At 63.7% G+C, this 25,518-nt stretch carries 17 protein-coding genes; 11 read left to right on the forward strand and 6 right to left on the reverse strand.

All coding sequences use genetic code 11. The features are described from left to right. The first annotated feature begins 462 nt into the window (after window positions 1–462). The 6 genes from lexA (at window position 463) to uvrA (ending at window position 10,666) form a co-directional block, all read left to right on the forward strand. The gene (gene lexA / locus PspCFBP13509_RS18855; RefSeq protein WP_137212499.1) at window positions 463–1,080 is read left to right on the forward strand and encodes a transcriptional repressor LexA; all 618 of its coding nucleotides are present in this window, start codon (window positions 463–465) and stop codon (window positions 1,078–1,080) included. After that, complete coding sequence (gene imuA, locus PspCFBP13509_RS18860; protein WP_065927187.1) at window positions 1,080–1,694, forward strand: translesion DNA synthesis-associated protein ImuA; 615 nt, start codon at window positions 1,080–1,082, stop codon at window positions 1,692–1,694. The genes lexA and imuA overlap by 1 nt, the downstream gene beginning before the upstream one ends. A 7-nt stretch (window positions 1,695–1,701) precedes the next feature. Further along, entirely contained in the window at window positions 1,702–3,117 is a 1,416-nt protein-coding gene (locus PspCFBP13509_RS18865) for a Y-family DNA polymerase (RefSeq protein ID WP_065927186.1), read from the forward strand. A 139-nt stretch (window positions 3,118–3,256) separates the two neighbouring features. Beyond that, on the forward strand, window positions 3,257–6,328 hold the full coding sequence (locus PspCFBP13509_RS18870) for an error-prone DNA polymerase (protein ID WP_137212500.1): 3,072 nt from the start codon (window positions 3,257–3,259) through the stop codon (window positions 6,326–6,328). Window positions 6,329–6,437: 109 nt separating this feature from the next. Beyond that, window positions 6,438–8,150, forward strand: coding sequence for an ATP-binding protein (locus tag PspCFBP13509_RS18875; RefSeq protein WP_065948183.1), 1,713 nt, complete (start codon window positions 6,438–6,440; stop codon window positions 8,148–8,150). Further along, a complete protein-coding gene (gene uvrA / locus PspCFBP13509_RS18880; protein ID WP_137212501.1) occupies window positions 8,147–10,666 on the forward strand; it encodes an excinuclease ABC subunit UvrA in 2,520 nt (839 codons plus the stop codon). Before PspCFBP13509_RS18875 ends, uvrA begins: the two co-directional genes overlap by 4 nt. 289 nt (window positions 10,667–10,955) lie before the next feature. On the opposite strand, the gene tkt is transcribed toward uvrA, so the two are convergent. Beyond that, window positions 10,956–13,019: a transketolase gene (gene tkt, locus PspCFBP13509_RS18885; protein ID WP_137212502.1), complete on the reverse strand. Its 2,064-nt coding sequence runs from the start codon at window positions 13,017–13,019 to the stop codon at window positions 10,956–10,958. A gap of 175 nt (window positions 13,020–13,194) precedes the next feature. Between tkt and PspCFBP13509_RS18890 the strand changes: the two genes are divergently transcribed. Continuing rightward, on the forward strand, window positions 13,195–13,419 hold the full coding sequence (locus tag PspCFBP13509_RS18890) for a DUF465 domain-containing protein (protein WP_027608652.1): 225 nt from the start codon (window positions 13,195–13,197) through the stop codon (window positions 13,417–13,419). Between the two features lie 257 nt (window positions 13,420–13,676). On the opposite strand, the gene hglS is transcribed toward PspCFBP13509_RS18890, so the two are convergent. Beyond that, the gene (gene hglS / locus PspCFBP13509_RS18895; protein WP_065948186.1) at window positions 13,677–15,053 is read right to left on the reverse strand and encodes a 2-oxoadipate dioxygenase/decarboxylase HglS; all 1,377 of its coding nucleotides are present in this window, start codon (window positions 15,051–15,053) and stop codon (window positions 13,677–13,679) included. Between the two features lie 288 nt (window positions 15,054–15,341). On the opposite strand from hglS, the gene PspCFBP13509_RS18900 reads away from it, so the two are divergent. Together PspCFBP13509_RS18900 and PspCFBP13509_RS18905 are read left to right on the forward strand one after the other, a co-directional pair. Then, window positions 15,342–16,751, forward strand: coding sequence for an OprD family outer membrane porin (locus PspCFBP13509_RS18900; RefSeq protein WP_065927180.1), 1,410 nt, complete (start codon window positions 15,342–15,344; stop codon window positions 16,749–16,751). 69 nt (window positions 16,752–16,820) lie between these two features. Continuing rightward, window positions 16,821–19,496, forward strand: a complete 2,676-nt coding sequence (locus PspCFBP13509_RS18905; RefSeq protein WP_137212503.1) for an MGH1-like glycoside hydrolase domain-containing protein — start codon at window positions 16,821–16,823, stop codon at window positions 19,494–19,496. Between the two features lie 67 nt (window positions 19,497–19,563). On the opposite strand, the gene PspCFBP13509_RS18910 is transcribed toward PspCFBP13509_RS18905, so the two are convergent. Both PspCFBP13509_RS18910 and PspCFBP13509_RS18915 read right to left on the reverse strand, forming a co-directional pair. Then, window positions 19,564–19,878 (reverse strand): SCP2 sterol-binding domain-containing protein, encoded by a 315-nt coding sequence (locus PspCFBP13509_RS18910; protein ID WP_065927178.1) that lies wholly within the window; start codon window positions 19,876–19,878, stop codon window positions 19,564–19,566. A 56-nt stretch (window positions 19,879–19,934) separates the two neighbouring features. Then, window positions 19,935–20,645, reverse strand: coding sequence for a histidine phosphatase family protein (locus tag PspCFBP13509_RS18915; protein ID WP_074847015.1), 711 nt, complete (start codon window positions 20,643–20,645; stop codon window positions 19,935–19,937). Between the two features lie 195 nt (window positions 20,646–20,840). On the opposite strand from PspCFBP13509_RS18915, the gene sohB reads away from it, so the two are divergent. Next, on the forward strand, window positions 20,841–21,866 hold the full coding sequence (gene sohB, locus PspCFBP13509_RS18920; protein WP_065927176.1) for a protease SohB: 1,026 nt from the start codon (window positions 20,841–20,843) through the stop codon (window positions 21,864–21,866). Window positions 21,867–22,358: 492 nt separating this feature from the next. Here the strand turns inward: sohB and PspCFBP13509_RS18930 are convergent, their stop codons facing one another. Next, window positions 22,359–23,867 carry an MFS transporter gene (locus tag PspCFBP13509_RS18930; RefSeq protein ID WP_074847014.1) on the reverse strand — a complete coding sequence of 503 codons (1,509 nt, stop codon included), beginning with the start codon at window positions 23,865–23,867 and terminating at the stop codon, window positions 22,359–22,361. Window positions 23,868–24,017: 150 nt separating this feature from the next. Here PspCFBP13509_RS18930 and PspCFBP13509_RS18935 point away from each other — a divergent pair, with 150 nt between their 5' ends. Next, on the forward strand, window positions 24,018–24,914 hold the full coding sequence (locus PspCFBP13509_RS18935) for a LysR family transcriptional regulator (protein WP_065927174.1): 897 nt from the start codon (window positions 24,018–24,020) through the stop codon (window positions 24,912–24,914). Here PspCFBP13509_RS18935 and dhaL read toward each other — a convergent pair. Further along, window positions 24,871–25,518, reverse strand: a complete 648-nt coding sequence (gene dhaL, locus PspCFBP13509_RS18940) for a dihydroxyacetone kinase subunit DhaL (protein ID WP_065927173.1) — start codon at window positions 25,516–25,518, stop codon at window positions 24,871–24,873. The two genes, PspCFBP13509_RS18935 and dhaL, sit on opposite strands and share 44 nt — an antisense overlap.

The following is a 25,518-nucleotide window of genomic DNA, read 5'->3' on the forward strand; positions in this document are numbered from 1 at the left end:
TGGGATACAGCTCACCTAATGACTACGCAAAGCAACTGAAGCAAACTGCTTAACACTCACTTCATGGCGTACGTTTTGAGGGAACAAGTCCATGCTTACTTTTGGGCCTTTCCAAAAGTGAGCCGCCGTAAGGGCGGAACCAATATCAGCCGTGACCGCAGCAACGGATATGTACTCGGTCAAACCCAACGACATGGTCGGCCCGAAGGCCGCCACGGAAGCAAGCTCCCTCGCCACAGACCACTGAAAATTGTGTAGATACCCATGCCCCCGATGAGGGCGTGTCAGTTGATGGATTTGGTACTGACCCACTGCAATCGGGGGCAAGTCGAATCGTCGCACCGTCCCTCCCACATTTGATCTGCATACATCAGGTATGCCGTTACCTGAATAACGGATATGTACTCAGTCAACTCAACCCCGACTACCGGCTCTTGTAAGAAATTTCCCAGAGGAGTACAAATGTACTCCATGACGACCCTGACCCCCCGCCGCACCGCCATCCTGACCTTCATCCGCGACCGTATCGCGCAGCAAGGCCAACCCCCCAGCCTCGCCGAGATCGCCGAGGCGTTCGGCTTTGCCTCCCGCAGCGTCGCGCGCAAGCACGTCGTGGCCCTGGCCGAAGCCGGCTTCATCGAGGTCAACCCCAACCAGGCGCGCGGCATTCGTTTGCTCAACCAGCCCCCGCGCCCGGAGTGGCTGGATGTCCCTGTACTCGGCCGAGTGGCAGCCGGCCGGCCCATCGGCGCGGATGCCGACGTGCACAGCCGCCTGCAACTCGACCCCGCCACTTTTGCGAAAACCCCGGATTACCTGTTGCGGGTGCAAGGCGATTCGATGATCGAAGACGGCATCCTCGACGGCGACCTGGTGGGTGTGCGCCGCAGTGCCGAAGCCTTGAACGGGCAGATTGTGGTGGCGCGCCTGGACGGCGAAGTCACCATCAAGCGTTTCGAGCGCAGTGGCGAGCGTGTGCGTCTGCTGCCGCGTAACCCCGCATACGAACCTATCGTGGTCGGCCCCGACCAGGACCTGGCCATCGAAGGGGTGTTCTGCGGCCTGGTGAGGCAAGGCTGATGGGCGCCGTGGTTGCACTGGATACGCTGTTCAATGGCGGCCGCGTCTGGAAAGGCCGGCCTGTCGCGCCTCCGGCCAGCGTGCAGCCTACGGGGCTGGCGGCGCTGGATGCGGTGCTGCCCACGGGCGGCTGGCCGGAGTCGGCCTTGAGCGAAATCCTGATGGCCAGGGACGGTATCGGCGAACTGCAACTGGTGCTGCCGACCCTGGCGCGATTATCGGCGGCGGGGGAGCGCATTGTGCTGGTGGCGCCGCCCTATACCCCGTACCCCCACGCATGGCAGAACGCCGGGGTGGATTTGCGCCAGCTGTCGGTGGTCCAGGCCGAGGCGCGGGATGTGCTGTGGGCGGTGGAACAATGCCTGCGCTCCGGCAGTTGCGGCGCGGTGCTGTGCTGGCCGCGCAAGGCGGATGACCGCGCCTTGCGTCGCTTGCAGGTGGCTGCGGAAACCGGGCAGACCCTGGCGTTTGCCTGGCGCGCCTTGAGTGAAGCGATCAACCCTTCGCCCGCCGCCCTGCGCCTGGCCGTCGAGGCCAAACCTGCCCAGGTGCGGGTGCTCAAGTGCCGGGGTGGCTTGGCTCATCCGGCGCCGATTGCACTGGCGGGGCACTGAGGTTGCCATGCGCTGGGTGTGTATTGTCTTCCCGCAATTGGCGCTGGACGGGGTGCAGCGCCTGCACCCCGAGCCCGACCAACCCCTGGCGCTGCTGGCCGGCACGCCGCAGCGGCGCGTGCTGCAAACCGTCAATGACGCCGCCCGCGCACTGGGCCTGCGCCCGGGGCAATCGCTGACGGCCGCCCATGCCCTGGCCAAGACCTTTGCCAGTGCCGAATACGACCCCGTGGAGATCGAGCGCTGGCAGCAGTTTCTCGCCGCCTGGGCCTACCGCTTCAGCTCCCAGGTCAGTGTGTATTACCCGCGTGCCTTGCTGTTCGAGATCGAATCGAGCCTGGGCCTGTTCGGGCCCTGGCCTCGGTTCGAGGCACGCCTGCGCCAGGAGTTGACCGAGCTGGGCTTTCGTCACCGTATCGTCGCCGCGCCCAACCCGGCGGCGGCGCGGGTGCTGGCCAATCTCTACGATGGCCTGGCCGTGGCCGATGAGGAGGGGTTGCTCCAGGCCCTGGCGCCATTGCCCATCGACCGCGCCGGCCTCGACCCGCAGGCGGCCACCGCGTTGTCGCGCATGGGCCTGCGTACCCTGGCCCAGGTGCAGGCGTTGCCCCGGCACACCCTGGCGCGGCGCTTTGATGCCGGCCTGCTCAAGCACCTCGATGCCTTGACCGGGCAACGGCCGTTGGCCCTGGCGTTCTATCAGCCGCCGGACCAGTTCGATGTGCGCATCGAGTTGAATTTCGATGTGCAATCCCACCAGGCCTTGTTATTCCCCCTGCGCCGTTTGACCGGCGACCTCTCGGCGTTCCTCTGCGGCCGTGACAGTGGCGTGCAGCGTTTCGACCTGCACCTGGAACATGCCGATGCACCGGACAGTGTGATCAAGGTCGGCCTGCTGAGCGCCGAGCGTGAGCCGGCGATGCTGTTCGAACTGGCCCGTGGGCGCCTGGAGCACGTGCAAGTCACCTCGCCGGTGCGTGGTTTTCGCCTGGTGGCCCAGGACCTGCCGGTGTTCGTGCCGCAACGCCAGGACCTGTTCGACGATCGCCCGCAACAGACCCTGCCGTGGGAACAACTGCGCGAACGCCTGCGTGCGCGCCTGGGGGATGAGGCGGTGCAAGGCCTGCGCTTCCATGCCGACCATCGCCCCGAATGCGCCTGGCAAATGGCGGCGGATAAAAGCCCGTGCGCCACCTTGAACAAGGTGCGGCGTCCCGGCTGGTTGCTTGACGAACCGACCTTGCTGGCCGAGCAGGGCGTGCAGATCCTCATGGGCCCGGAGCGCATCGAATCCGGCTGGTGGGACGGTGCCGATATTCGCCGCGACTACTACCTGATCCAGACCCGAGCCGGCCAGCAAGGCTGGGCCTATCGCTGCGTGGGGCAAAGCGATGGGCTGTGGCTGCAGGGCTGGTTCGCATGAGCCTCCATAGGCTGCAACCGGCCCTCTGTAGGAGCGAGCTTGCTCGCGAAAAACCTAAGGGCACCGCGATGACCCAGGGCTCCCGCGTCATCGTTAACGCGCTTCGCGAGCAAGCTCGCTCCTACAGGCGGCGGTGGCCATGAGTTATGCCGAGCTGCACTGCCTGTCCAACTTCAGCTTCCAACGCGGCGCCTCCAGCGCCCTGGAGTTGTTCGAGCGGGCCAAGCGCCAGGGCTACAGCGCCCTGGCGATCACCGATGAATGTACCTTGTCGGGCATCGTGCGGGCCTGGCAGGCGGCGAAGGCGGTGGGCTTGCCGCTGATTATCGGCAGCGAAGTGCGCATCGAAAACGGCCCGAAACTGGTGCTGCTGGTGCAGGACCTCAGCGGCTACCAGCACCTGTGCCGCTTGATCACCGTGGCCCGACGCCGGGCTGAAAAAGGTCGCTACCGCCTGCTGCTGGAAGACTTCGAGCAGCCGTTGCCCGGCCTGCTGGCGCTGTGGGTCGCCGAAGACAGCGACACCCAGGTCTCCATCCACTGGCTGCGCCGTACCTTCGCCGAACGCCTGTGGCTGGCGGTGCACCTGCACTGCGGCCAGGACGATGCGCGGCATCTGGAGCAACGCCTGCACCTGGCCGCCAGCCTGCAGATTCCGGCGGTGGCCTGCGGCGATGTGCATATGCATGCCCGTGGCCGCCGCGCCCTGCAAGACACCATGACCGCGATCCGCCATCACGTGCCGGTGGCCGACGCCGGCACGCGCCTGCACCCCAACGGCGAGCGGCATCTGCGCAGCCTCGACGCCCTGGCCACGCTGTACCCGCAGGCGCTGCTCGACGAAACCCTGGCCATCGCCCAGCGCTGCCGCTTCGATCTTGGCCAGTTGCGCTATCACTACCCGCGCGAGCTGGTGCCCGAGGGCCACGATGCCGAATCCTGGTTGCGCGCCGTCACCGACGAAGGCGTCGCCCGGCGCTGGCCGCACGGGGTCGACGCCAAGACCTTGCAGCAGATCCATCACGAGCTGACATTGATCAGCAAACTGGGTTACGAAAGCTACTTCCTCACGGTGCACGACATCGTGCGCTTCGCCCGCAGCCGGTCGATCCTGTGCCAGGGCCGGGGCTCGGCAGCCAACTCGGCGGTGTGTTTTGCCCTGGGCATCACCGAGATCGACCCGAGCCTGACGAGTACGCTGTTCGAGCGCTTCCTGTCAGAGGAACGCAACGAGCCGCCGGACATCGACGTCGACTTCGAGCACGAACGTCGCGAAGAAGTGCTGCAGTACGTGTTCCAGCGTTATGGCCGTACCCGCGCGGCGCTGACGGCGGTGGTCAGCAGTTACCACGCCGCCGGTGCGGTGCGCGATGTGGCCAAGGCCCTGGGCTTGCCGCCGGACCAGATCAACGCGCTGGCCGAATGCTGCGGGCGCTGGAGTGACGATGCGCCGCCCTTGGAACGCCTGCGCGAAAGCGGCTTCGACCCGGACAGCCCGATCCTGCGCCGTGTGCTGACGCTCACCCAGCAACTGATCGGTTTTCCCCGGCACCTGTCCCAGCACCCCGGGGGCTTCGTGATTTCCGAATACCCACTGGATACCCTGGTGCCGGTGGAAAACGCCGCCATGGCCGAGCGCACCATCATCCAGTGGGACAAGGATGACCTCGATGCGGTCGGCCTGCTCAAGGTGGATATTCTCGCCCTGGGCATGCTCAGCGCGATCCGCCGCTGTTTCGATCTGCTGCGCCGCCATCGTGGCCGTGACCTGTCGCTAGCGACGATCCCCCAGGAAGACCAGGCCACCTACGCGATGATCAGCAAGGCCGACACCATCGGCGTGTTCCAGATCGAGTCGCGGGCGCAGATGTCGATGTTGCCCAGATTGCGGCCGCAAAAATTCTACGACCTGGTCATCGAGGTGGCCATCGTGCGCCCCGGGCCGATCCAGGGCGGCATGGTGCATCCCTACCTGCGCCGGCGGAACAAGGAAGAACCCACGACTTACCCGTCGCCGGAGTTGGAAACCGTGTTGGAGCGCACCCTGGGCATCCCGCTGTTCCAGGAACAGGTGATGCAGATCGCCATGGTCGCCGCCGACTACAGCCCCGGCGAGGCCGACCAGTTGCGCCGTTCCATGGCCGCCTGGAAACGCCACGGTGGCCTGGAACCGCATCAAGCACGCCTGCGCACCGGCATGTTGAAAAATGGCTACACCGAGGCTTTTGCCGCGCAGATCTTCGAACAGATCAAGGGCTTCGGCAGCTATGGTTTTCCCGAGTCCCACGCCGCCAGTTTCGCCTTGCTGACCTACGCCAGTTGCTGGCTCAAATGCCATGAGCCGGCGGCCTTCGCCTGTGCGTTGATCAACAGCTGGCCCATGGGGTTCTACAGCCCGGACCAGATCCTGCAGGATGCGCGGCGCCATCGCTTGCAGATCCGCCCGGTGGATGTGCAGGCCAGCGACTGGGATTGCAGCCTGGAACCCATCGATGGCCAGCAACCGGCGATTCGCATGGGGTTGCGCATGATCTCGGGGTTTCGCGAAGAGGATGGGCGGCGCATCGAAGCCGCACGTCAGCGCCGGGCGTTCAGGGATATTGCCGATCTGGACGCCCGCGCCGGGCTGGATGCGCGCACCCAGGCGTTGCTGGCGGATGCCGGGGCCTTGCGTGCCCTGGCCGGCAACCGGCATACGGCGCGCTGGGCCGTGGCAGGGGTGCATAAGCAGCTTGGCTTGTTCGCCGGCCTGTCCAGCCCCGATGAGGCGCGGGTGGAACTGCCGAAACCGACGGTGGGCGAGGATCTGCACGCCGACTACGCCATGCTTGGCACCACCCTTGGCCCGCACCCATTGGCGCTGCTGCGCGCCGAGCTGCGTAAACGGCGTTGCCGCAGCTCGAATGAACTGCAGGCGGTGGAGCACGGGCGCACTGTCAGCGTCGCCGGGCTGGTCACCGGTCGCCAGCGCCCCGGCACGGCCAGTGGCGTGACCTTTGTCACCCTCGAAGATGAATTCGGCAACCTCAACGTGGTGGTCTGGCGCGACCTGGCCGAACGTCAGCGCCAGGCCCTGGTGGGGTCGCGATTGCTCAAGGTGGACGGGCGTTGGGAGGCGGTGGGCGAGGTGCGACACCTGATCGCCGGGCGCCTGACCGACCTGACGCCACTGTTGGACGGCATCACGGTGCGCAGCCGGGATTTTCACTGAGGCGGGTAGCGCCGGCGGTGATTACCCCCTAATTTATACAAAATGAAACCATCGCCCCTTGATACGTTCCAAATTTTGCGACCGTCCTTTCTCTGCGCAGAGCCGAACGATGCAATTCTTATCCGACCCCCACGGCTGTGAAGGTTGGGCCGGCGAAATGGCCCAGCGCATTCGCGCATTTGACTGGTCAACCACCGACCTGGGACCCCTTGACCGCTGGTCCACCAGCCTCGCCTGTACCGTGCAGATGATGCTGGCATCCCCCGTGCCCATGGTGATGCTCTGGGGGCCGGCGGGGTACATGATCTACAACGACAGCTATTCGGTGTTTGCCGGTGGCCGCCATCCTTATTTGCTCGGCACGCCGGTGGAGCTGGGCTGGCCGGAAGTCGCCGACTTCAACCGCCATGTGGTGGACACCTGCCTGGCCGGCGGCACCTTGTCGTTCAACAACAAAGACCTGGTACTGCTGCGCAACGGCCAGCCGGAAACGGTGTGGCTGGATCTTTATTACAGCCCCGTCGCCGGGGATAACCAGCAACCGGCCGGTGTGCTGGCGATTGTGGTGGAGACCACCGCCCACGTGCATTCCGAACGCGTGCGCCAGGAATTGACCCATAACCTGGAGCAGCGCGTGGCCGCCGAAGTCCAGGCGCGTTCCGCCGCCGAAGACCAACTGCGCCAGTCGCAAAAGCTCGAAGCCATTGGTGGCCTGACCGGTGGCGTGGCCCACGACTTCAATAACCTGTTGCAAGTGATCGCCGGCAACCTGCACCTGCTGGCCCGCCATGAACCGGAGAATGCCCAGGTGCAGCGGCGGGTCACGGCGGCCATTGCAGCGGTGGAGCGGGGCGCCAAACTGTCCTCGCAACTGCTGGCCTTTGCCCGGCGCCAACCGTTGTCACCGGCCGTGTACAACCCGCAGCGCATCTACGCCGGGCTGGGCGAACTGCTGCAACGTGCGTTGGGTGAAACCATTCATATCGATGTGCAGTTGCCCCAGGATTCCTGGTGCATCAACGTCGATCGCAACCAGTTGGAAAATGCGCTGCTCAACCTGGCGATCAACGCCCGCGACGCCATGAAAGGCGAAGGCGTGATTCGCATCACCGGCGAAAACATCATCCTCAACCCCAAGGATTGCCGCGGCAAAAGCATCAAGCCAGGCGAGTATGTGCGCCTGGCCGTCACCGACATTGGCGTGGGCATGCCGGCAGCGATCCTGTCGCGGGTGTTCGAGCCGTTTTTCACCACCAAACGCGATGGCCACGGCACCGGCCTTGGCTTGAGCATGGTGTTTGGTTTTGTCCGCCAGAGCGGTGGGCATGTGGACGTGTGGAGCGAGGAGGGCAAGGGCACCGTGGTGCAAATGTACTTTCCGCGCAGCCTGGGCGAAGAAGTCCAGGAGACTCACCCAGAACCCGTGCCCCACGACATGGGCCAGGAGACCATCCTGGTGGTGGAGGACAACGAGGATGTGCGGGTGACCGTGGTGGATCTGCTCGAACAGGCAGGCTACACGGTGTTGACCGCCGAAGACGGCGACCGCGCGATGCAAGCCTTGCAGGACGGCGTGCGGCCCGACCTGATCTTCACCGATGTGGTGATGCCCGGCCGTATCAAAAGCACTGACCTGGCCGAGTGGGCCCGCGTCCAATCGCCGCCGGTGGCGGTGCTGTTCACCTCGGGGCACACCCGCGACATCCTCTCCAGCAATCACCTGCTCAGCGCTGACATTCATTTGCTGAGCAAACCCTACAGCCCCGAGGCCCTGACGCAACGGCTGCGCAGCGTGCTCACCGCCAGACAAGGTTGTTCATGACGTCACAGCGCAACATGCCTCCGATCACTGCCCAGCACCTTGGATTCGTAAAGGTGCGCGGCGCCCGCGAACACAACCTGAAGAACGTCGACGTGGACATTCCCCGGGATGCCCTGGTGGTGTTTACCGGCGTCTCCGGCTCGGGCAAATCGTCCCTGGCATTTTCCACGGTGTATGCCGAGGCCCAGCGCCGCTATTTCGAATCGGTGGCGCCCTATGCACGGCGCCTGATCGATCAGGTCGGCGTGCCGGATGTCGACAGCATCGAAGGTCTGCCGCCCGCCGTGGCGTTGCAGCAGCAGCGCGGCACGCCGAGTGCGCGTTCCTCAGTGGGCAGTGTGACCACCCTCTCGAGCCTGATCCGCATGCTGTATTCGCGTGCCGGCAGCTACCCGCCGGGACAGGCGATGCTGTATGCCGAGGACTTTTCGCCGAACCTGCCCCAGGGTGCGTGCCCGCAATGCCATGGCCTGGGCCGTGTGTATGAAGTGACCGAGGCGCTGATGGTGCCCGATCCGTCCCTGACCATCCGCCAGCGCGCGGTGGCGTCCTGGCCCCTGGCGTGGCAGGGCCAGAACCTGCGCGACATTCTCGTGACCCTGGGCTATGACGTGGATGTTCCCTGGCGCGACCTGCCGAAAAAACAGCGCGACTGGATCCTGTTCACCGAAGAAACCCCCACCGTACCGGTGTATGCCGGTTTCACCCCGGCGCAAACCCGCGATGCACTGAAACGCAAGCTGGAGCCAAGCTACCAGGGCACGTTCAGCGGCGCGCGGCGCTACATCCTGCACACCTTCACCCACACCCAAAGCGCGCTGATGAAGAAGCGCGTGTCGCAGTTCATGCAGGGCAGCGCCTGCCCGTTGTGCGAGGGCAAGCGGCTGACCCGGGCGGCGCTGTCGGTGAAGTTTGCCGGGGTGGACATTGGCGAGTTGTCGCAACTGTCATTGACGCAATTGGCCGCGTTGTTGCGGCCGGTGGCGGCGGGGCAGGACAAGATGAAGCTGTCGGTGGAAAAACGCCTGGCGGCCCAGCGCATCGCCGAGGATCTGCTGGAGCGGGTCAGTACCTTGATCGAATTGGGGTTGGGCTATCTGTCCCTGGAGCGCAGCACGCCGACCCTGTCGTCCGGGGAGTTGCAGCGCCTGCGCTTGGCCACGCAATTGGGCTCGCAGTTGTTCGGCGTGATCTATGTGCTGGATGAGCCCTCGGCAGGCTTGCATCCGGCAGATGGCGAAGCGTTGTTCACCGCGCTCGAACGCTTGAAAGCGGCGGGCAATTCGTTGTTTGTGGTGGAGCATGACCTGGAAACCATGCGCCGCGCCGACTGGCTGATCGATGTGGGCCCGGCCGCCGGCGAGCATGGCGGGCACGTGCTGTACAGCGGGCCACCGGCCGGTCTGGCGGACGTTGAGGCGTCGCAGACCCGGGCCTATCTGTTCGCCGACAAGCGCCCTGGGAACCCGGCGCGCCGTGAACCCAGCAACTGGCTGAGCCTGGAAGGCGTGACGCGCAATAACCTCAAGGACCTGAGCGTGGATGTCCCGTTGGGTTGCTTTACGGCGGTCACCGGTATTTCCGGCTCGGGCAAGTCCAGCCTGGTCAGCCAGGCGCTGCTGGAACTGGTGGGCAGCGGCCTCGGCAGCCGGGTGGAAAACGACGAAGAGCCGAGCCTGGAAGACGACGCCCCGCAAATCAGCGGCGGGCGCATCAGTGCCGGTCTGGAGCACATTCGCCGCCTGGTGCAGGTGGACCAGAAACCCATCGGCCGCACCCCGCGCTCCAACCTGGCGACCTACACCGGTTTGTTCGACAACGTGCGCAAGTTGTTTGCCGCCACGCCAGCGGCGAAGAAGCGCGATTACGACGCCGGGCAGTTCTCCTTCAACGTCGCCAAGGGCCGTTGCCCGAACTGCGAAGGCGAGGGCTTTGTCAGCGTCGAATTGCTGTTCATGCCCAGCGTCTACGCCCCGTGCCCGACCTGCCACGGCGCGCGCTACAACCCTGAAACCCTGGCCGTCAAATGGCAAGGCCTGAGCATCGCCCAGGTGCTGGGGCTGACCGTGGAACAAGCGGTGGAGGTGTTCGCCGAGCAACCTGGGGTACTGCGTTCACTGCACGTGCTGCGGGATATCGGCCTGGGTTACCTGCGCCTTGGGCAGCCGGCGACGGAACTGTCCGGCGGCGAAGCGCAACGCATCAAACTGGCCACCGAGCTGCAACGCAATGCCCGGGGCGCGACGTTGTATGTGCTGGACGAACCCACCACCGGACTGCATCCGCGGGACGTCGACCGCCTGCTCAGCCAGCTCAATCAACTGGTGGATGGGGGGCATACGGTGGTCGTGGTGGAACATGAAATGCGTGTGGTGGCCCAGAGTGACTGGGTGATCGACATCGGACCGGGGGCCGGGGACCTGGGCGGCAAGGTGGTTGCCAGTGGGACACCGCAGACGGTGGCCAAAAACAAGAAAAGCCGGACTGCACCGTTTCTCGCTCAAGAGCTGCTTTAACAAACATGAGGTCCAAATGTGGGAGGGGCGGTGCGACGATTCGACTTGCCCCCGATTGCCATGGGTATCTACACAACTTGAGCGAGCCTTCTGCGTAGATACCGTCTTATCCAACACCGCGCAAATCCGTAGCAGCTGTCGAGCGCAAGCGAGGCTGCGTCGGTCGCGACTCGAGCTTGAATCGGCAGCGCGCCTGACGCAGCCTCGCTTGCGCTCGGCAGCTGCTACGCACTATTGAAGTTGTGTAGATACTCATGCCGAATCGTCTTACCGCCCCTCCCACATTTGATCAGTATTGGTTCAGGTTGATCTGTGCCCTGGCCTGCTTCACCACATTCTCAACCGTAAACCCGAACTGCTCCTGCAACTTCGCCAGCGGCGCCGATGCGCCGAAGCTGTTCATCACTACCTTGGCGCCGGTCTGGCCGACATAGCGGTCCCAGCCTAGTGGCCCGGCCTGTTCCACCACTACCCGGGCCTTCACTGCCGGCGGCAACACGCTGTCGCGGTAGGCCTGGTCCTGGTCTTCGAACAGTTCCCAGCTGGGCATTGATACCACCTGCGCGGCAATCCCTGCGCTTTTCAATTGCTCATACGCGGCCACCGCCAGGCTGACTTCACTGCCGCTCGCCAGCAGAATCACCTGAGGATCATCCGCCCTCGCCAACACATAGGCGCCCTTGGCCGCCCCCGATGCCGCTGCGTACTTCGTACGATCCAGCGTCGGCAGGGGCTGGCGGGACAGCACCACGCAACTTGGCCGGTGGGTCTGCGCCAGCGCGACCTTCCACACTTCCAGGGTTTCATTCGCGTCGCCGGGGCGCAGGGTCAGCAACCCCGGCGTGGCGCGCAGTTGGGTCAGGTGTTCGATGGGCTGGTGGGTCGGCCCATCTTCGCCCACGCCAATCGAGTCATGGGTGAAGACGAACACCACCGGCAACTCCATGATCGCGGCCAGGCGTATCGGCGGCTTCATGTAGTCGCTGAACACCAGGAACGTCGAGGTGTACGGCCGCAGGTAGGACAGCGCCATGCCGTTGGCAATCGCGCCCATGGCGTGTTCGCGGATGCCGAAGTGCAGGTTGCGCCCGCTGTAGTCGTCGGCACTGAAACGCCCGGCACCGTCGAAGGTGAGGTTGGTCTTGGTCGAGGGCGACAGGTCCGCCGAGCCGCCGAGCAGCCACGGGATCTGCCGGGCAAAGGCATTCAGTACTTCGCCACCGGCGGCACGGCTGGCCACGCCCTTGCCGTCGGGGTCGAAACCGGGCAGGTCATCCTGCCAACGCTCCGGCATTTCGCCGGCACGCATGCGGCGCAACTCCTCGGCCAGTTCCGGCTCGTGCTGCTGCAGCTGCGACAGGCTGTGCTGCCAGGCGTCATATAACGGCTGGCTGCGCTCCAGCAGGGCGTCACGCAACACCGTGCGGGCCTCATCGGGGACCAGGAAGCTGGAATCCTGCGGCCAGCCATACGCGGCCTTGGTCAGGCGGATTTCCTCATCGCCCAACGGCTCGCCATGGGCGGCGGCGGTGTTGTGTTTGTGTGGCGAACCGTAGCCGATCACGCTGTCGACCACGATCAGGGTCGGCGCGCCGGTGTTGCCCTTGAAGGTGTTCAGCGCCTCGTTCAAGGCCTGCAAGTCATTCGCGTCGGTCACGTGCACGGTGTGCCAGCCATAGGCCTGGAAGCGCTTGATCACGTCCTCGCTGAAGGCCAGCTCGGTGTGGCCTTCGATGCTGATGGTGTTGTTGTCGTAGATCCAGCACAGGTTATCCAGCTTCAGGTGCCCGGCCATGGACGCGGCTTCGCTGCTGATGCCCTCCATCACGTCGCCGTCGCCGCACAGGGTGTAGACGTTGTAGTCGAACAGCACCTGGCCGTCGCGGTTGAAGCGCTTGCCCAGCCAACGCTCGGCCATGGCCATGCCGACACTGTTGGCGCAGCCCTGGCCCAGCGGCCCGGTGGTGGTTTCCACGCCGGTGGTCATGCGGTACTCGGGGTGGCCGGGGGTCTTGGAACTCATCTGGCGGAACTGCTTGATATCGTCCAGGCTGATCGCCGGTTGCCCCGAACGTTTGCCGTGGGCATCGATCTCGACCACACCGGCCAGGTGCAGCAGCGAATACAGCAGCATCGACGCATGCCCCACCGACAACACAAAGCGGTCACGGTTGGGCCAGTCGGGATGCTCGGGGTGGTAGCGCAGGCAGCGGCTCCACAGCGTATACCCCACCGGCGCCAGGCCCATGGGCGTGCCGGGGTGGCCGGAGTTGGCCTTCTGCACGGCGTCCATGGCCAGGGTGCGCAGGGTGTTAATGCATTGGGTGTCGACAGCGGTGGCAGCATGAGTCATGAAACCGTTCTCCCTCGGGTGGCGATCTACAGTGGAGGGCTGGGTGTGGCAAAGGTTTGATCCCATTGCCCGCGCCACGACGAACGGGGATGGATTGACCCTGAACATGACAAGACCGGCTGGAATGGGCTAGCTTCAAGGGGGTAAGCCATTGATCAACATGCGGAGGTACGCCATGCCAGTGAAACACGACCTGTATCAGGATTTGGGGTTGAGCAAGGAAGCCGTTCACGAACGCAGGGCGAACGACAAACGCCTGGACTCGCTGTTCACTCAATACGATGCGGCCGATGGGGAGGTGCTGAAGGCGGAATCGGCCAAGGCCAGCGATGAGGAGGTGGAGAAGCTGAAGAAGAAACGCCTGTTGGTCAAGGACGAGATTGTGGGGCGATTGGGTTAAATGAAAATCTTGACCCACCGGTAGGAGCGAGCTTGCTCGCGAAGAACGTCAACGATTACGCAGCTCTTCTGATTTAACGCGGCGTTCTCAAGTTTTTCGCGAGCAAGCTCGCTCCTACAAAAGCACAGCGTATTTATTCAGGATTGTCTTAGGGACATCATTCACGCCACTGTCTATGATCCCGCTCGCCCGCCCGGCCCTGGGGACTGTTGCGGCGCAAGGATTGCGCCGGTGAGCCGGGTGGGCACTCTCCGTTTTTACACCAGCAGTGTCCGGGTGCATTCATCTATGGAGCGCTGCTGCGTCTCGCCATACACCTTCAATTCATCGACAGTCGTGCGCCCCAGGGCCTTCTCGAATTCGGCCTGGTTCGAATTGGCCGCGTAGTGACTCTGCGCCCCATCCCCCAGGTTCGACTGGAAAATCCCCGCCGCACTCACTGGCAGGAAATCCTCATACACCAAGGGTTCGACAGCCACATGGCCGGCGGCGACCAATGCCTCCAGTGTGCGTGGTTGATCGGCCTGGCCGCGTGCCGCCAGGCCTTTCTCCGTGGCGAAGTAGCGGAAGTAGGCCAGATCCTGCTCACGCATCTGCCCGTGGTTATCCGGGAAGGCCTGGAAGTGCTGCTCCATCAACTGCATGTAGCGCGCGGCATTGCCCTCGTTGGGGAAGGCGCCCAGTTCGTCGCGCGCGGCATTCAGCAGTTGGTCGTACAGCGCGCGGCCCTTGGGCGTCAGCGCCACGCCACGCTGTTCGATTTCGCCGAAACGCGCGCTATGGCTGCCCTGGGCATCGGTGAAGGCGATGGGTTCATCGAGGGCCTTGAAGCTGGTCTGGCGCAACAGGATCGGGCACTGGCGGCGGGGCGGCCCTTCGATCACGGCCTTGGGGGTGATGCCCTTGCCGGGCATGGCGGCCTGGACCTGGTCGATGTCCAGGGTGCGCGGGGTCAGGTGGTTGATGTGCGGGCCCTTGAAGGCCACCACGTCGGCGATCAGGCGGTGCTGGTCGCTGAGTTGCTGGTACTGCGCGGCGGTCACGGTCGCGGTGTGGTGCCAGCGGAAGGTTTCCAGGGCCTGGCGCACAAACTCATCGGCATCCGCAGCGTTGAGGCCACCATCCTTCTCCGCTTGTTCGATCAGCGCCAGGGCGCGGGGAGTGAATATCGAGCGCTTGGCCAGGGCGGTTTCGGCAAACCCGCGCAGCTCGGGGTTTTCGATCAGCTCCAGGCGCAGCAATGAGGTAAACACGCGAAACGGGCTGGTCTGCAGCGCGCTTTCGTGCACGGCGCGGAACGCCGTGGAATGCACCGGGACGCCGGCAGGGGTCAGGTCGTAGTAACCCACCGGCTGCATGCCCATCACCGCGAACAGGCGGCCGATGGTCGCCAGTTCCGCCGCGGTGCCGAGGCGGATGGCGCCATGGCGCTCCATGTCCAGGCGCTGGATCTCACCGGTGCGTTGCAGCTGTTGCGCCAGGCCCGGTTCGCTGGCGAGTACGCGGGCGTTGGTGGCGGCGACCAGCTCCATCAGTGCGCCATACAGCGGAACTTCATCTCGGTACATGTCGGACATGGCCTTGGAAAAGCCCTTGCGGATCTCGTCGGGGCTGACATGTGCGGTGCTGTGCATAGAAAAATTCCTGATGACGATGCTGATGGGCGCGGCCGATGCCTGGATTTTGTTGGGCTATGGGCGGGCGTGCAAACGAAGAATCCTCTGGACTTCATTCTGCAAATGAATGAAATGACGTGAATATGACAAAAAACGGCGGCAGGGAAATTTCATTTTCCAGGCCCTTTTCTAAAGAAAGCTTCACGAGGTCCGCCCTGGCCGGCATGAAAGAATCGTCACGTTTGCAGAGCCGACAGTGGGTTTGCACGCCAAACACGATAAAAAAACATTCAGGGGCCGCAGTTAATGAAAATTTCTACACTGGCGCTGTCGATCACCGCCGCCGTTCTTGCACAACAGGCTTACGCTGATGACTTCGGGCTCGGCTCGCTGGGCACAGGCAATGGCCACAGCGGCTTTCTCGAAGACAGCCATGCGTCCGTCAGTTCGCGGACCATGTACTACAGCGCAGATAACCGCTCGGGCACCAACAACGACTTGCGTGAAGCGGCCACCGCGCTGCGTTTCGACTACAAATCCGGCTTCACCCAAGGCACCGTTGGCCTGGGTTTCGACGTGATGGCCTTCGGCGCCCTGCGTCTGGACGGCGGCGATGGTCACACCGCAGGCCCGGGCCTGGCGGGTAATGGCAACAGCTTCTTCCCGACCAAAAACAACGGCACCGAGCCGGCCGATGCCTTCGGTCGCGCGGCCGGCAACGTGAAGTTCCGCATTTCCCAGACCGAGTTGCATGTCGGTGGTGGCCTGGCGCCGGTGTTGCCGATCCTGGTCTCCAACGACAGCCGCGTGGCGCCGCAAACCTTTGACGGCGGCATCCTCACCTCCAACGATATTCCCAACGTCACCTTCACCGGCGGCGAGCTGAACCGCGCCGAAGGCCGTGCCTCCAGCAACTCCACGGGCTTGAGCGTGGCCGGCGGTACGCGCGACAGCGACAGCTTCAAGTTCGGGGGGGTGGACTACAAGCCGTTTGGTTCGTCCGACAACGCCATCGCAAAAAACCTGACGTTGCAGTACTACTACGCCCAGTTGCAGGACTTCTACAAACAGAACTACGTCGGCCTGGTCCACGTGCTGCCCCTGGGCAACGACCAGTCGTTCAAGACCGACCTGCGTTACTTCGACAGCAGCAGCGACGGCAAGAATGGCGAGAGTGGCTACCAGTTCAACAACAACGGCGGCTACGCCAAGCACGCCAACGAAGTGGACAACAAAACCTACAGTGCCGCGTTCACCTACCAACTGGGCGGCAGCAGCCTGATGCTTGGCCACATTGGCGTGGGTGACGATGGTGGTTTTGTCTGGGTCAACCAGGGCAGCCTTGCCGATCCCCACGCCCAAGGCGCCGGCGGCAGCGACTTCTACCTGTTCACCGATGCGGTGGTGGGCCAGTTCTCCCGGGCGGGCGAGCAGGTCAACTTCGGGCAGTACGCGTATGACTTCAAGGCCTACGTGCCGGGCCTGAAAGCGTCCGTGGCCTACCTGGACGGTACGGATATCAAGTCGAAGGTCGCCGGTGGCCCTGACCAGAAAGAAAACGAAACCGACTTCCGCCTGGACTACGTGGTGCAGGCCGGTCCTCTGAAAGGCTTTGGTACCACCTTGCGTACCGGCACCTATCACGGCAAAAACACCGGCACCGCCGACCAGGACCAGACCCGCCTGATCTTCAACTACACCTACGCCATCTTCTAAGTCTTCATGTGCACCCGGGCGTCATTGGGCTCTACACTGCTCCTCACCTGGTAGGCGATGGAGGACCCGATGACGGCCACACCCGACACCCGAATACTGGACACGATCGAAGGCCAACGCCTGGCGACGCCGGAGGCCGAGCGTTGGCGCGAGTGGGGCCCCTATCTGAGCGAACGCCAATGGGGCACGGTGCGCGAAGACTACAGCGCCGACGGCGATGCCTGGGCTTACTTCCCCCATGAACATGCACGCAGCCGCGCCTACCGCTGGGGCGAGGATGGCCTGGCCGGCTTCAGCGACAAGGCGCAACGCTGGTGCCTGGGCCTGGCCCTGTGGAACGAGCGCGACGCGATCCTCAAGGAACGCCTGTTCGGCCTGAATAATGCCGAGGGTAATCACGGTGAAGATGTCAAGGAACTGTACTTTTTCGTCGACGGTGTGCCCAGTCATGCCTATATGCGCATGCTCTACAAATACCCCCATGCCGCCTTTCCCTACGCCGACCTGATCGCCGAAAACGCCCGCCGTGGGCTGGGCGATGCCGAGTACGAGATCCTCGATACCGGTGTGTTCGAAGACAACCGCTACTGCGACGTCAGCGTCGAATACGCCAAGCATCAGCCCGACGATATCTTCATGCGCGTCACCGTGCACAACCGCTCGCAACAGCCGACGCGCCTGCAGGTGCTGCCGCAGGTGTGGGCGCGCAATGACTGGAGCTGGACCTTTGATGCACCCAAGCCGCAGTTGAGGCTGGACGGCGAATACGTGCTGGCCCGTCATCATGAACTGCCCGATCGGCATCTCAGCGCCTGGGGCCAGGAGGGCCTGGAATGGCTGTTCTGTGAGAACGAAAGCAACTTCCCGCTGCTCGACGGGCAACCGGCGCCGGGGCCTTTCAAGGACGGGATCAACGACTACGTGGTCGAAGGGCTGGACGCTGCGATTCGCCGCGACACCGGTACCAAGGTGGCCGCGCGCTTTATCCTTGAACTGGCGGGCCTGCAAAGCCAAAGCCTTTACCTGCGCTTTGCGCCCGTGGACGCGCCCGAGGTCAACGCGCGCAAACTGTTTGAACAGCGGCGCCAGGAGGCCGATGACTTCTACGCCGCCTTGCAGCAAGGCATCGCCGATGACGATGCGCGCAATGTGCAGCGCCAGGCCCTGGCCGGCTTGCTGTGGTCCAAGCAGCTCTACTATTTCGATGTGAACCAGTGGCTCGACGGCGACCCGGCCCAGCCCGCGCCACCGCCCGAGCGCCTGCATATCCGCAATACCCATTGGCGGCATCTGTCCAACTTCGACATCCTCTCCATGCCCGACACCTGGGAATACCCGTGGTACGCCTCTTGGGACCAGGGTTTCCAGGCGGTGGCGTTTGCCCTGATCGATCCGGGGTATGCCAAGCAACAGCTGTTGTTGCTGGTGAAGGACCGCTTCATGCACCCCAACGGCCAACTGCCGGCCTATGAATGGCGTTTCGACGACGCCAACCCACCGGTGCATGCCTGGGCCAGCTGGCGCGTGTACCAGCAGGACAAGGCGCTGACCGGTGTGGGCGACCTGGATTTCCTCGAGCGGATTTTCCACAAGCTGCTGCTGAATTTTTCCTGGTGGGTCAACCGCAAGGACGCTGAGGGTCGCAACCTGTTCCAGGGCGGCTTCCTGGGGCTGGACAATATCGCCTTGTTCGACCGCTCGGCCGCGTTGCCGCCGGGTTATCAGCTCGATCAGGCCGACGGCACCGCCTGGGTGGCGGCGTATGCGCTGGACTTGATGCGTATCGGCCTGGAGTTGGCCAAGCGCAATGCGGTGTATGTCGATATCGCGGTGAAGTTTTTCGAGCATTTCCTGTATATCGCCGGCGCCATCAACCGCGTCGACGACAGCGCCGAAGGCCTGTGGGACGAGCAGGACCTGTTCTTCTACGACGTACTGCACCGTCCCGATGGCCAGAACGAGCCGGTGCGGCTGCGCTCCATCGTCGGCCTGATGCCGTTGTTTGCCGTGCTGGTGCTGGAGCAACGCGAACACGAGGGGCTGGAAGGGTTGCGTGAACGGCTGTTGGGTTTCATGCATCACCGGCCGGACCTGGCCAAACTGGTGTCGCGCTGGAACGAACCGGGGCAGGGCAATCGCCTGTTGCTGGCGCTGTTGCGTGGCGAGCGCACCAAGGATTTGCTGCGGCGCATGCTCGATGACGACGAATTCCTCTCGGCCTTTGGCGTGCGCTCCCTGTCCAAGGCGTTCGCCGAGCAGCCACTGGCGCTGAAGATGAATGGCGACACCCTGTGCGCCCGTTACCAGCCGGGTGAATCCGACTCGCGCCTGTACGGCGGCAATTCCAACTGGCGCGGGCCCTTGTGGATGCCGGTGAACTACATGCTGATCGAATCGCTGCGCGAATTTCACCGCTACTACGCGGACAACTTCTCGGTGGAATACCCCACGGGCAGCGGGTATCTGGCATCCCTGGAGGACGTGGCCGACAGCCTCAGCCAGCGGATGACACGCCTGTTTCTGCGGGATGAAAACGGTTCACGACCGTCGATGGCGGGGTATGCGCAGTTGGAGGCGGACCCGGCCAGTCGTGAGCTGGTGTTGTTCCATGAGTATTTCCATGGCGAGACGGGGCGGGGGTTGGGGGCTTCGCACCAGACCGGATGGAGTGCGTTGGTGGCGTTGCTGCTACAGCCCAAATGCGGGAGGGGGCTTGCCCCCGATAGCGGTGGGTCAGTCAACTGATGACGCGACTGACAAACCGCCATCGGGAGCAAGCCCCCTCCCACAGGGATTCAGGGTTGCCCGTGAATCAGGAAGGGAACAGTTCGCTCAGCTTCATGGCCAGCATCATGTCGCCTTCGGTGCGCAGCTTGCCGCCCATGAAGGCCTGCATGCCGTCGGTGGAACCGTCGACGATGCCCTCCAGGGTCTCGCTGTCCATGACCAGGGTCACTTGGGCGTCCGGGTTTTCGCCTTCCAGCAGTTCGCAGGTCTTGTCTTTGACTACCAGGGAAAAGTTCTTGGTGTCGTCGATACGGAAACCGAACACCAGGTCCAAGCCTTCGGCAGCGCTTGGGTTGAATTTGGCTTTCATTGCTTCTACGGCTTTAGCTACGTCAGTCATGGTTTCGATCCTTTTATGGTGAGTCCAGTGACCTTGGGGTCACGGTTGGCCGCACTTCATCGGAAGGTGATGAGTTGCGGCGCCTTCAACAGTTGCAAGTGGGTGTGACTGTTGAAGGAAGCCAGTGCCACCTCGCGACCGCGGAATTTCAGCTGGTTGAGCGAGGTGTTAACAATTTGCCAGTTCAGTTCGAAGGCCTGGGCGGCAGGCATCCGGGTAATCAGGTGGAGCAGGGCGGTGATGGTGCCGCCGGAGGTGAACACGGCGATCTTCTGCGTGTTGTTCGCCGCTTCCAGAATGCGTTGCAGGCCACCCTGGACGCGCTCGACGAACCCCAGCCAGCTTTCCAGCCCCGGGGTGTCATAGGTGCCGGCCAGCCAGCGCTCGATGATCAGGGCGAAGATGCGTTGGAACTCGCTGCGGTTTTGCGCGGCGTTGCGCAGGATGTCCAGGGCGTCGGGTTCGCTGCCGAGCAGGTCGGGGAGCAGGGCGCGGATGATTGCGTCGGCGTCGAATTCGTTGAAGGCGCTGTCGGTTTCCAATGCAGGCACCGGCAGGCCGAGGGTGCAGTATTGATCGAAGGCGGCAGTAGCGGTGTGCTGCTGGCGGCGCAGGTCGCCGGCGATGCAGCGGTCGAACACCAGGCCCATATCCGCCAGGTGGCGGCCGAGCACTTGCGCTTGTTCCACGCCGACGGGCGATAGCACGTCATAGTCGTCTGCACCGAAGGAGGCCTGGCCATGTCGAATCAAATAGATGCTGCCCACGTCCGTTTTCCCGGTACGTTGAAAGTCTGGCGAGGTTATGAGGATGCCAGGGTGCTGTCAATGAAAAAACATACGCTTGTTTTAAAAGCTCGTTGGAGCGCGTTCCTGCTGGCGGTTTGAGCACTGGCCGCCCGGCGATCCCGTCGGTATGCTTGGGCAATCCGCGCCTGGCGCCGTGCATTGTTAAGGAGACACATGGATTTTTTGGCTGAATACGCGAGCTTTCTGGCGAAGACTGTCACCCTGGTGGTCGCTATTCTGGTGGTCTTGATCAGCTTCGCGGCACTGCGCAGTAAAGGGCGTCGCAAAGCCGCCGGCCAACTGCAAGTCAGCAAGCTCAATGACTTCTATAAGGGCCTGCGTGAGCGCCTGGAGTCGAGCCTGCTCGACAAGGAGCAGCTCAAGGCCCTGCGCAAGTCCGAAAGCAAAGCCGAAAAGAAGAACGGCAAGAAGAAACCCGAGGTCAAGCCACGGGTGTTCGTGCTGGATTTCGACGGTGACATCAAGGCCTCGGCCACCGAGAGCCTGCGCCATGAAATCACCGCGCTGCTGAGCCTGGCCACGCCCAAGGACGAAGTGGTGCTGCGCCTGGAAAGCGGCGGCGGCATGGTCCACAGCTACGGCCTGGCGTCGTCGCAACTGGCGCGTATCCGCCAGGCGGGCGTGCCGTTGACCGTGTGCATCGACAAGGTCGCGGCCAGCGGCGGCTACATGATGGCGTGCATCGGCGAGAAGATCATCAGCGCACCGTTTGCCATCCTCGGCTCCATTGGCGTGGTGGCGCAGTTACCCAACGTCAACCGCCTGCTGAAAAAGCACGACATCGACTTTGAAGTACTGACCGCCGGCGAGTACAAGCGCACCCTCACGGTGTTTGGCGAAAACACCGAGAAAGGCCGCGAGAAGTTCCAGGAAGACCTGGACATCACCCATCAGCTGTTCAAGAACTTCGTCTCGCGTTATCGCCCACAGCTGGCGATTGATGACGTAGCGACCGGAGAGGTGTGGCTGGGTGTTGCCGCGCTGGATAAGCAACTGGTCGACGAACTGCAAACCAGCGACGAATACCTGGCCACCAAGGCCAAGACCGCCGAAGTGTTCCACCTGCACTATGCCGAGCGTAAAAGCCTGCAGGAACGGGTGGGCCTGGCGGCCAGCGGCTCGGTAGACCGGGTGCTGCTGACCTGGTGGAGTCGCCTGACCCAGCAACGCTTCTGGTAAGGCCCTTTGAGGTATAGGTAATACCTGTGGGAGGGACGGTGCGACGATTCGACTTGCCCCCGATGGCGGCCTGACAGCCGACCAGGCCGACCAGGATGTTGGATCAGGCCGAGTACATATCCGTTGCTTCGGTAACGGCGGCTATTGGTTCCGCCCTTACGGCGGCTCACTTTTGAAAAGCGCAAAAGTAAGCAAAACGCTTCGCCCCACCACTCGGCACCTCGCCTAGGCTCGGTGTGCCCGTAATCCGACAGTGATTTGGGGGGCCGCCGCCACGCGCCATCCATGGCGCGGGGCGGCTAAACCGGCATCCCTGCCGGTTTACCCCCCAAATCACTATCGAATTCCGGCCAGCGTGGTTTAACGGGGCGCCTGAGATCAAGATCAAGAGCGGCTCGCTTCGCATCGTGGTTAGCGTTGGCTGCTACAAAGTTTTGTAGATACCTATGCTCATCGGGGGCAAGTCGAATCGTCGCACCGTCCCTCCCACATTCAGTTCGGTGTGGGTATCGGCTTGCGCATCAGCCTCCCCACCACCAGCGCTCCGAGCAATCCCAGCACACCCGCCACCCACAATACGTAACTGAATCCACCCACAAACGCCTGCTGCGCCAGCGGTTGCACCATCGCCCGTGCCGGCTCGGGCAACAAGCCCATTGCCGCCGGCATATCCCCGGCCACCACCCGTGAAGCAATCCCCGCCACCTGCGCCTGCCATTGCGTGTCGATACGTGCGCGCAACACGTGCTCGCTGTGGCTGCTCAGCAGTGCGCCATACACGCCAATCGCCAACATGATCGCGCTGAACCGCATGGTGGTGCTCATGCCCGACGCCATCCCCGCACGGTCCCGTGGCACGCAGGCCATGATGTTTTTTTGCGTATCACCATTGAGCAAACCGGCACCGGCACCGGTGACGGCAATCGCCAGGGCGAAGGGCAGGTAGCCGCCGATATTCACCGCCCAGGCACTTAGCAGGTTGCCGCAGCCCACCAGGGTCAACCCGGTTGCCATCATCGTTGCCGGTGCGAAGCGCCCCGCCAGCCGCGCGCCGATCCGGGGACAGACCAGCATGGTCAGGGCGAACGGCAGCATGCCCAGGCCCGAGGCAATCGCGGAGAAGCCCAGGCCGTTCTGCAGATAGAACGGCAGCAGCGTCATCATCACTTGGGCACAGCCGGCGTAGGCAAACATCCCGAGCAAGGCGCCGATAAAACGCGGGTGGCGAAACAGTTGCAGGTCCACCATGGGCCGCCGCTGCACACGTTCGACCCCTACAAATACACCCAGCAACACCGCACCGCCGATCAGGCGTGCATAGGTCAGCGGGTTATCCCAGCCGATACGGTTGGCCTCGATCAGGCCCCAAATCAGGCACAACAGGCTCGCGCTGAAGGCCAGGCTGCCCCACGGGTCGAGGCGGGCGGATTGGCTATCGCGGGATTCCGCAATGGCGTGCAGCACCAGGCTCATCAGCGCCAGGCCCACGGGCAGGTTGAGGTAGAAAATCCAGCGCCAGCCCAGGTACTCGGTGATCAAGCCGCCCAGGGTCGGCGCGGCCGTCATCGCCACGCCCATGCAGGCGCCCCAGAACGCCCAGGCCTTGGCCCGCTCGACTTCATCGTGGAAGGTGTGGCCAATGGAGGCCAGGGCTGACGTGAGCAATAACGCTGCACCGACGCCCTTGACCGCGCGGGCGATATCCAGCCACAACGCACTCGGCGCCGCCCCGCAGCCAACGGAGGCGAGGATAAAAATACTCAGGCCCCAGACCAGGGATTTCTTGCGCCCGAACCGATCGGCAAGGCTCCCGGCCGGCAGCAGCAAGGCGGCAAACGCCAGCATGTAGGCGCTGACCACCCATTCGATATCGGCAAAGTTCGCCCCCAGGTCGCGAGCGATGCTCGGCAGGGTCACGGCGACGATATTAGTGTCGAGCACGATCAGCGAGCAGACGCCGGACGCGGTCAGCAACGTCAGGCGCGGGTTGACCCGGCTCATGATTGGATTACCTTACAGGCAATAGGGCAAATGCAGTTGATGGGCATCGCAAGGGCGCTCCAATGGTGAGGTGCTTCGAGCTTATCCCTGGCCACTGCTGGTATTGTTAGCCGCTGTGGAGCACTTCATTACCTTTGAGCTAACCCTGTTATGGATATCCGCCATTTTCGCTACTTCCTCGCCGTGGCCCGGCAGCGCAACTTCACCCGTGCCGCCGAGCAATTGGGCATTGCGCCACCGACCCTGAGCCGGCAGATCCAGGACATGGAAACCAGCCTGGGCACGCGCTTGTTTATCCGCCGGCAACGCGAAGTCAGCCTCACCGAAGCCGGCGCCGCCTTGCTGGTCGAGGCCGAAGCCACCGTGCGCCAGTTTGAATTCGCCCAACGCCATGCCCAGCGTGCCGGGCGTGGCGAGATCGGCCATATCGAATTGGGTTACGTGGCTTCGGCGCTGTACGCCGGGCTGTTGCAGCGGCAGATGCGTGCGTTCGGCCAGGCATTTCCCGACGTCAGCGTGACGGTGCGCGAATGCGCCATGGCCACGCTGCCGAGTGCGGTGGCGGACGGGCGCTATGACATCGGCTACATCCGCTCGCCGATGACCTTGCCCGAGGGGGTGGAGGCGGTGCGCCTGGACGGCGAAGGTTTTGTCCTGGCGCTGCCCCAGGATTCCTGGCTGTTGGGGCTCGCGGCCATAGGCTGCGAACACCTGCAAAACGAGACATTTATCCTGCCGGAGCAAATCAGCGGCACCCTGCATATCGCCGCGCAAGGCGGTTATGCCCCGCGCCTGGGGCCACAGCCGGGCGGGCTGGTCGCGGTAGTGGCGCTGGTGTCGATGGGGCAGGGCGTGGCGGTGGTGCCCGCGTCAATGGTCGGGCATGTGCAATTGCCGGGCGTGGTGTACCGCAGCATTCAGGGCTGCGACGCATCCTCGTGGCTGTCGCTGATTCACCGGCGCTTCGAGAAAGCGCCGGCGGTGGCGCGGTATATCCAGCAGGTCAAGCACTCAGGCGCGGCTGCACCGAATCCGCCAGGCGCGTAAGGATCAGGCAGCACGACACCGCCCCCGCATCCAGCACGCCGAGTGAGCGCTCGCCCAGGCGACTGGCGCGGCCGATCTTCGCCACCAGGTCCTTGGTGGAGTCGCGCCCCTGGGAGGCGGCGGTTTTCATCGCCTCCAGTGCATCACTGAAGGACGCCCCCGAGGCGTGCGCGCGCTCGAAGGCTTCCACCGCCGGGATCAATGTGTCCATCAGGCACTTGTCGCCCACGCCCGCTTCGGTGATGTCCTGCAACGAGGTCAGGCCGCCGCGCAACAGGTGGGCGAAGGTGGCCGCGTCGATGTCGTCACGGCCACGCACTTCGTCGGCCATGCCGATAAACAGGCTGCCATACAACGGCCCCATGGAGCCGCCGATGCCTTCCATCAGGCTCAGGGTCAGTTCATCCAGGGCTTCGGCGAGGGTCAGTTGGCGACCTTCGATCGTGCGCCCGCAATGGGCGAAGCCCTTGGCCATGTTGATGCCATGGTCGCCGTCGCCAATCGCGCCGTCGACTTCGCTGAGGTATTCACGGTTGGCCACGATCACGCTGACCAGGTCGGTGACGATGGCGCTGCCGTGGTGGCTGGAAAAATGCTGGCTCAT

Origin of the sequence: Pseudomonas sp. CFBP13509 (genome assembly GCF_005233485.1) — a bacterium.
GTDB lineage: Bacteria > Pseudomonadota > Gammaproteobacteria > Pseudomonadales > Pseudomonadaceae > Aquipseudomonas > Aquipseudomonas marginalis.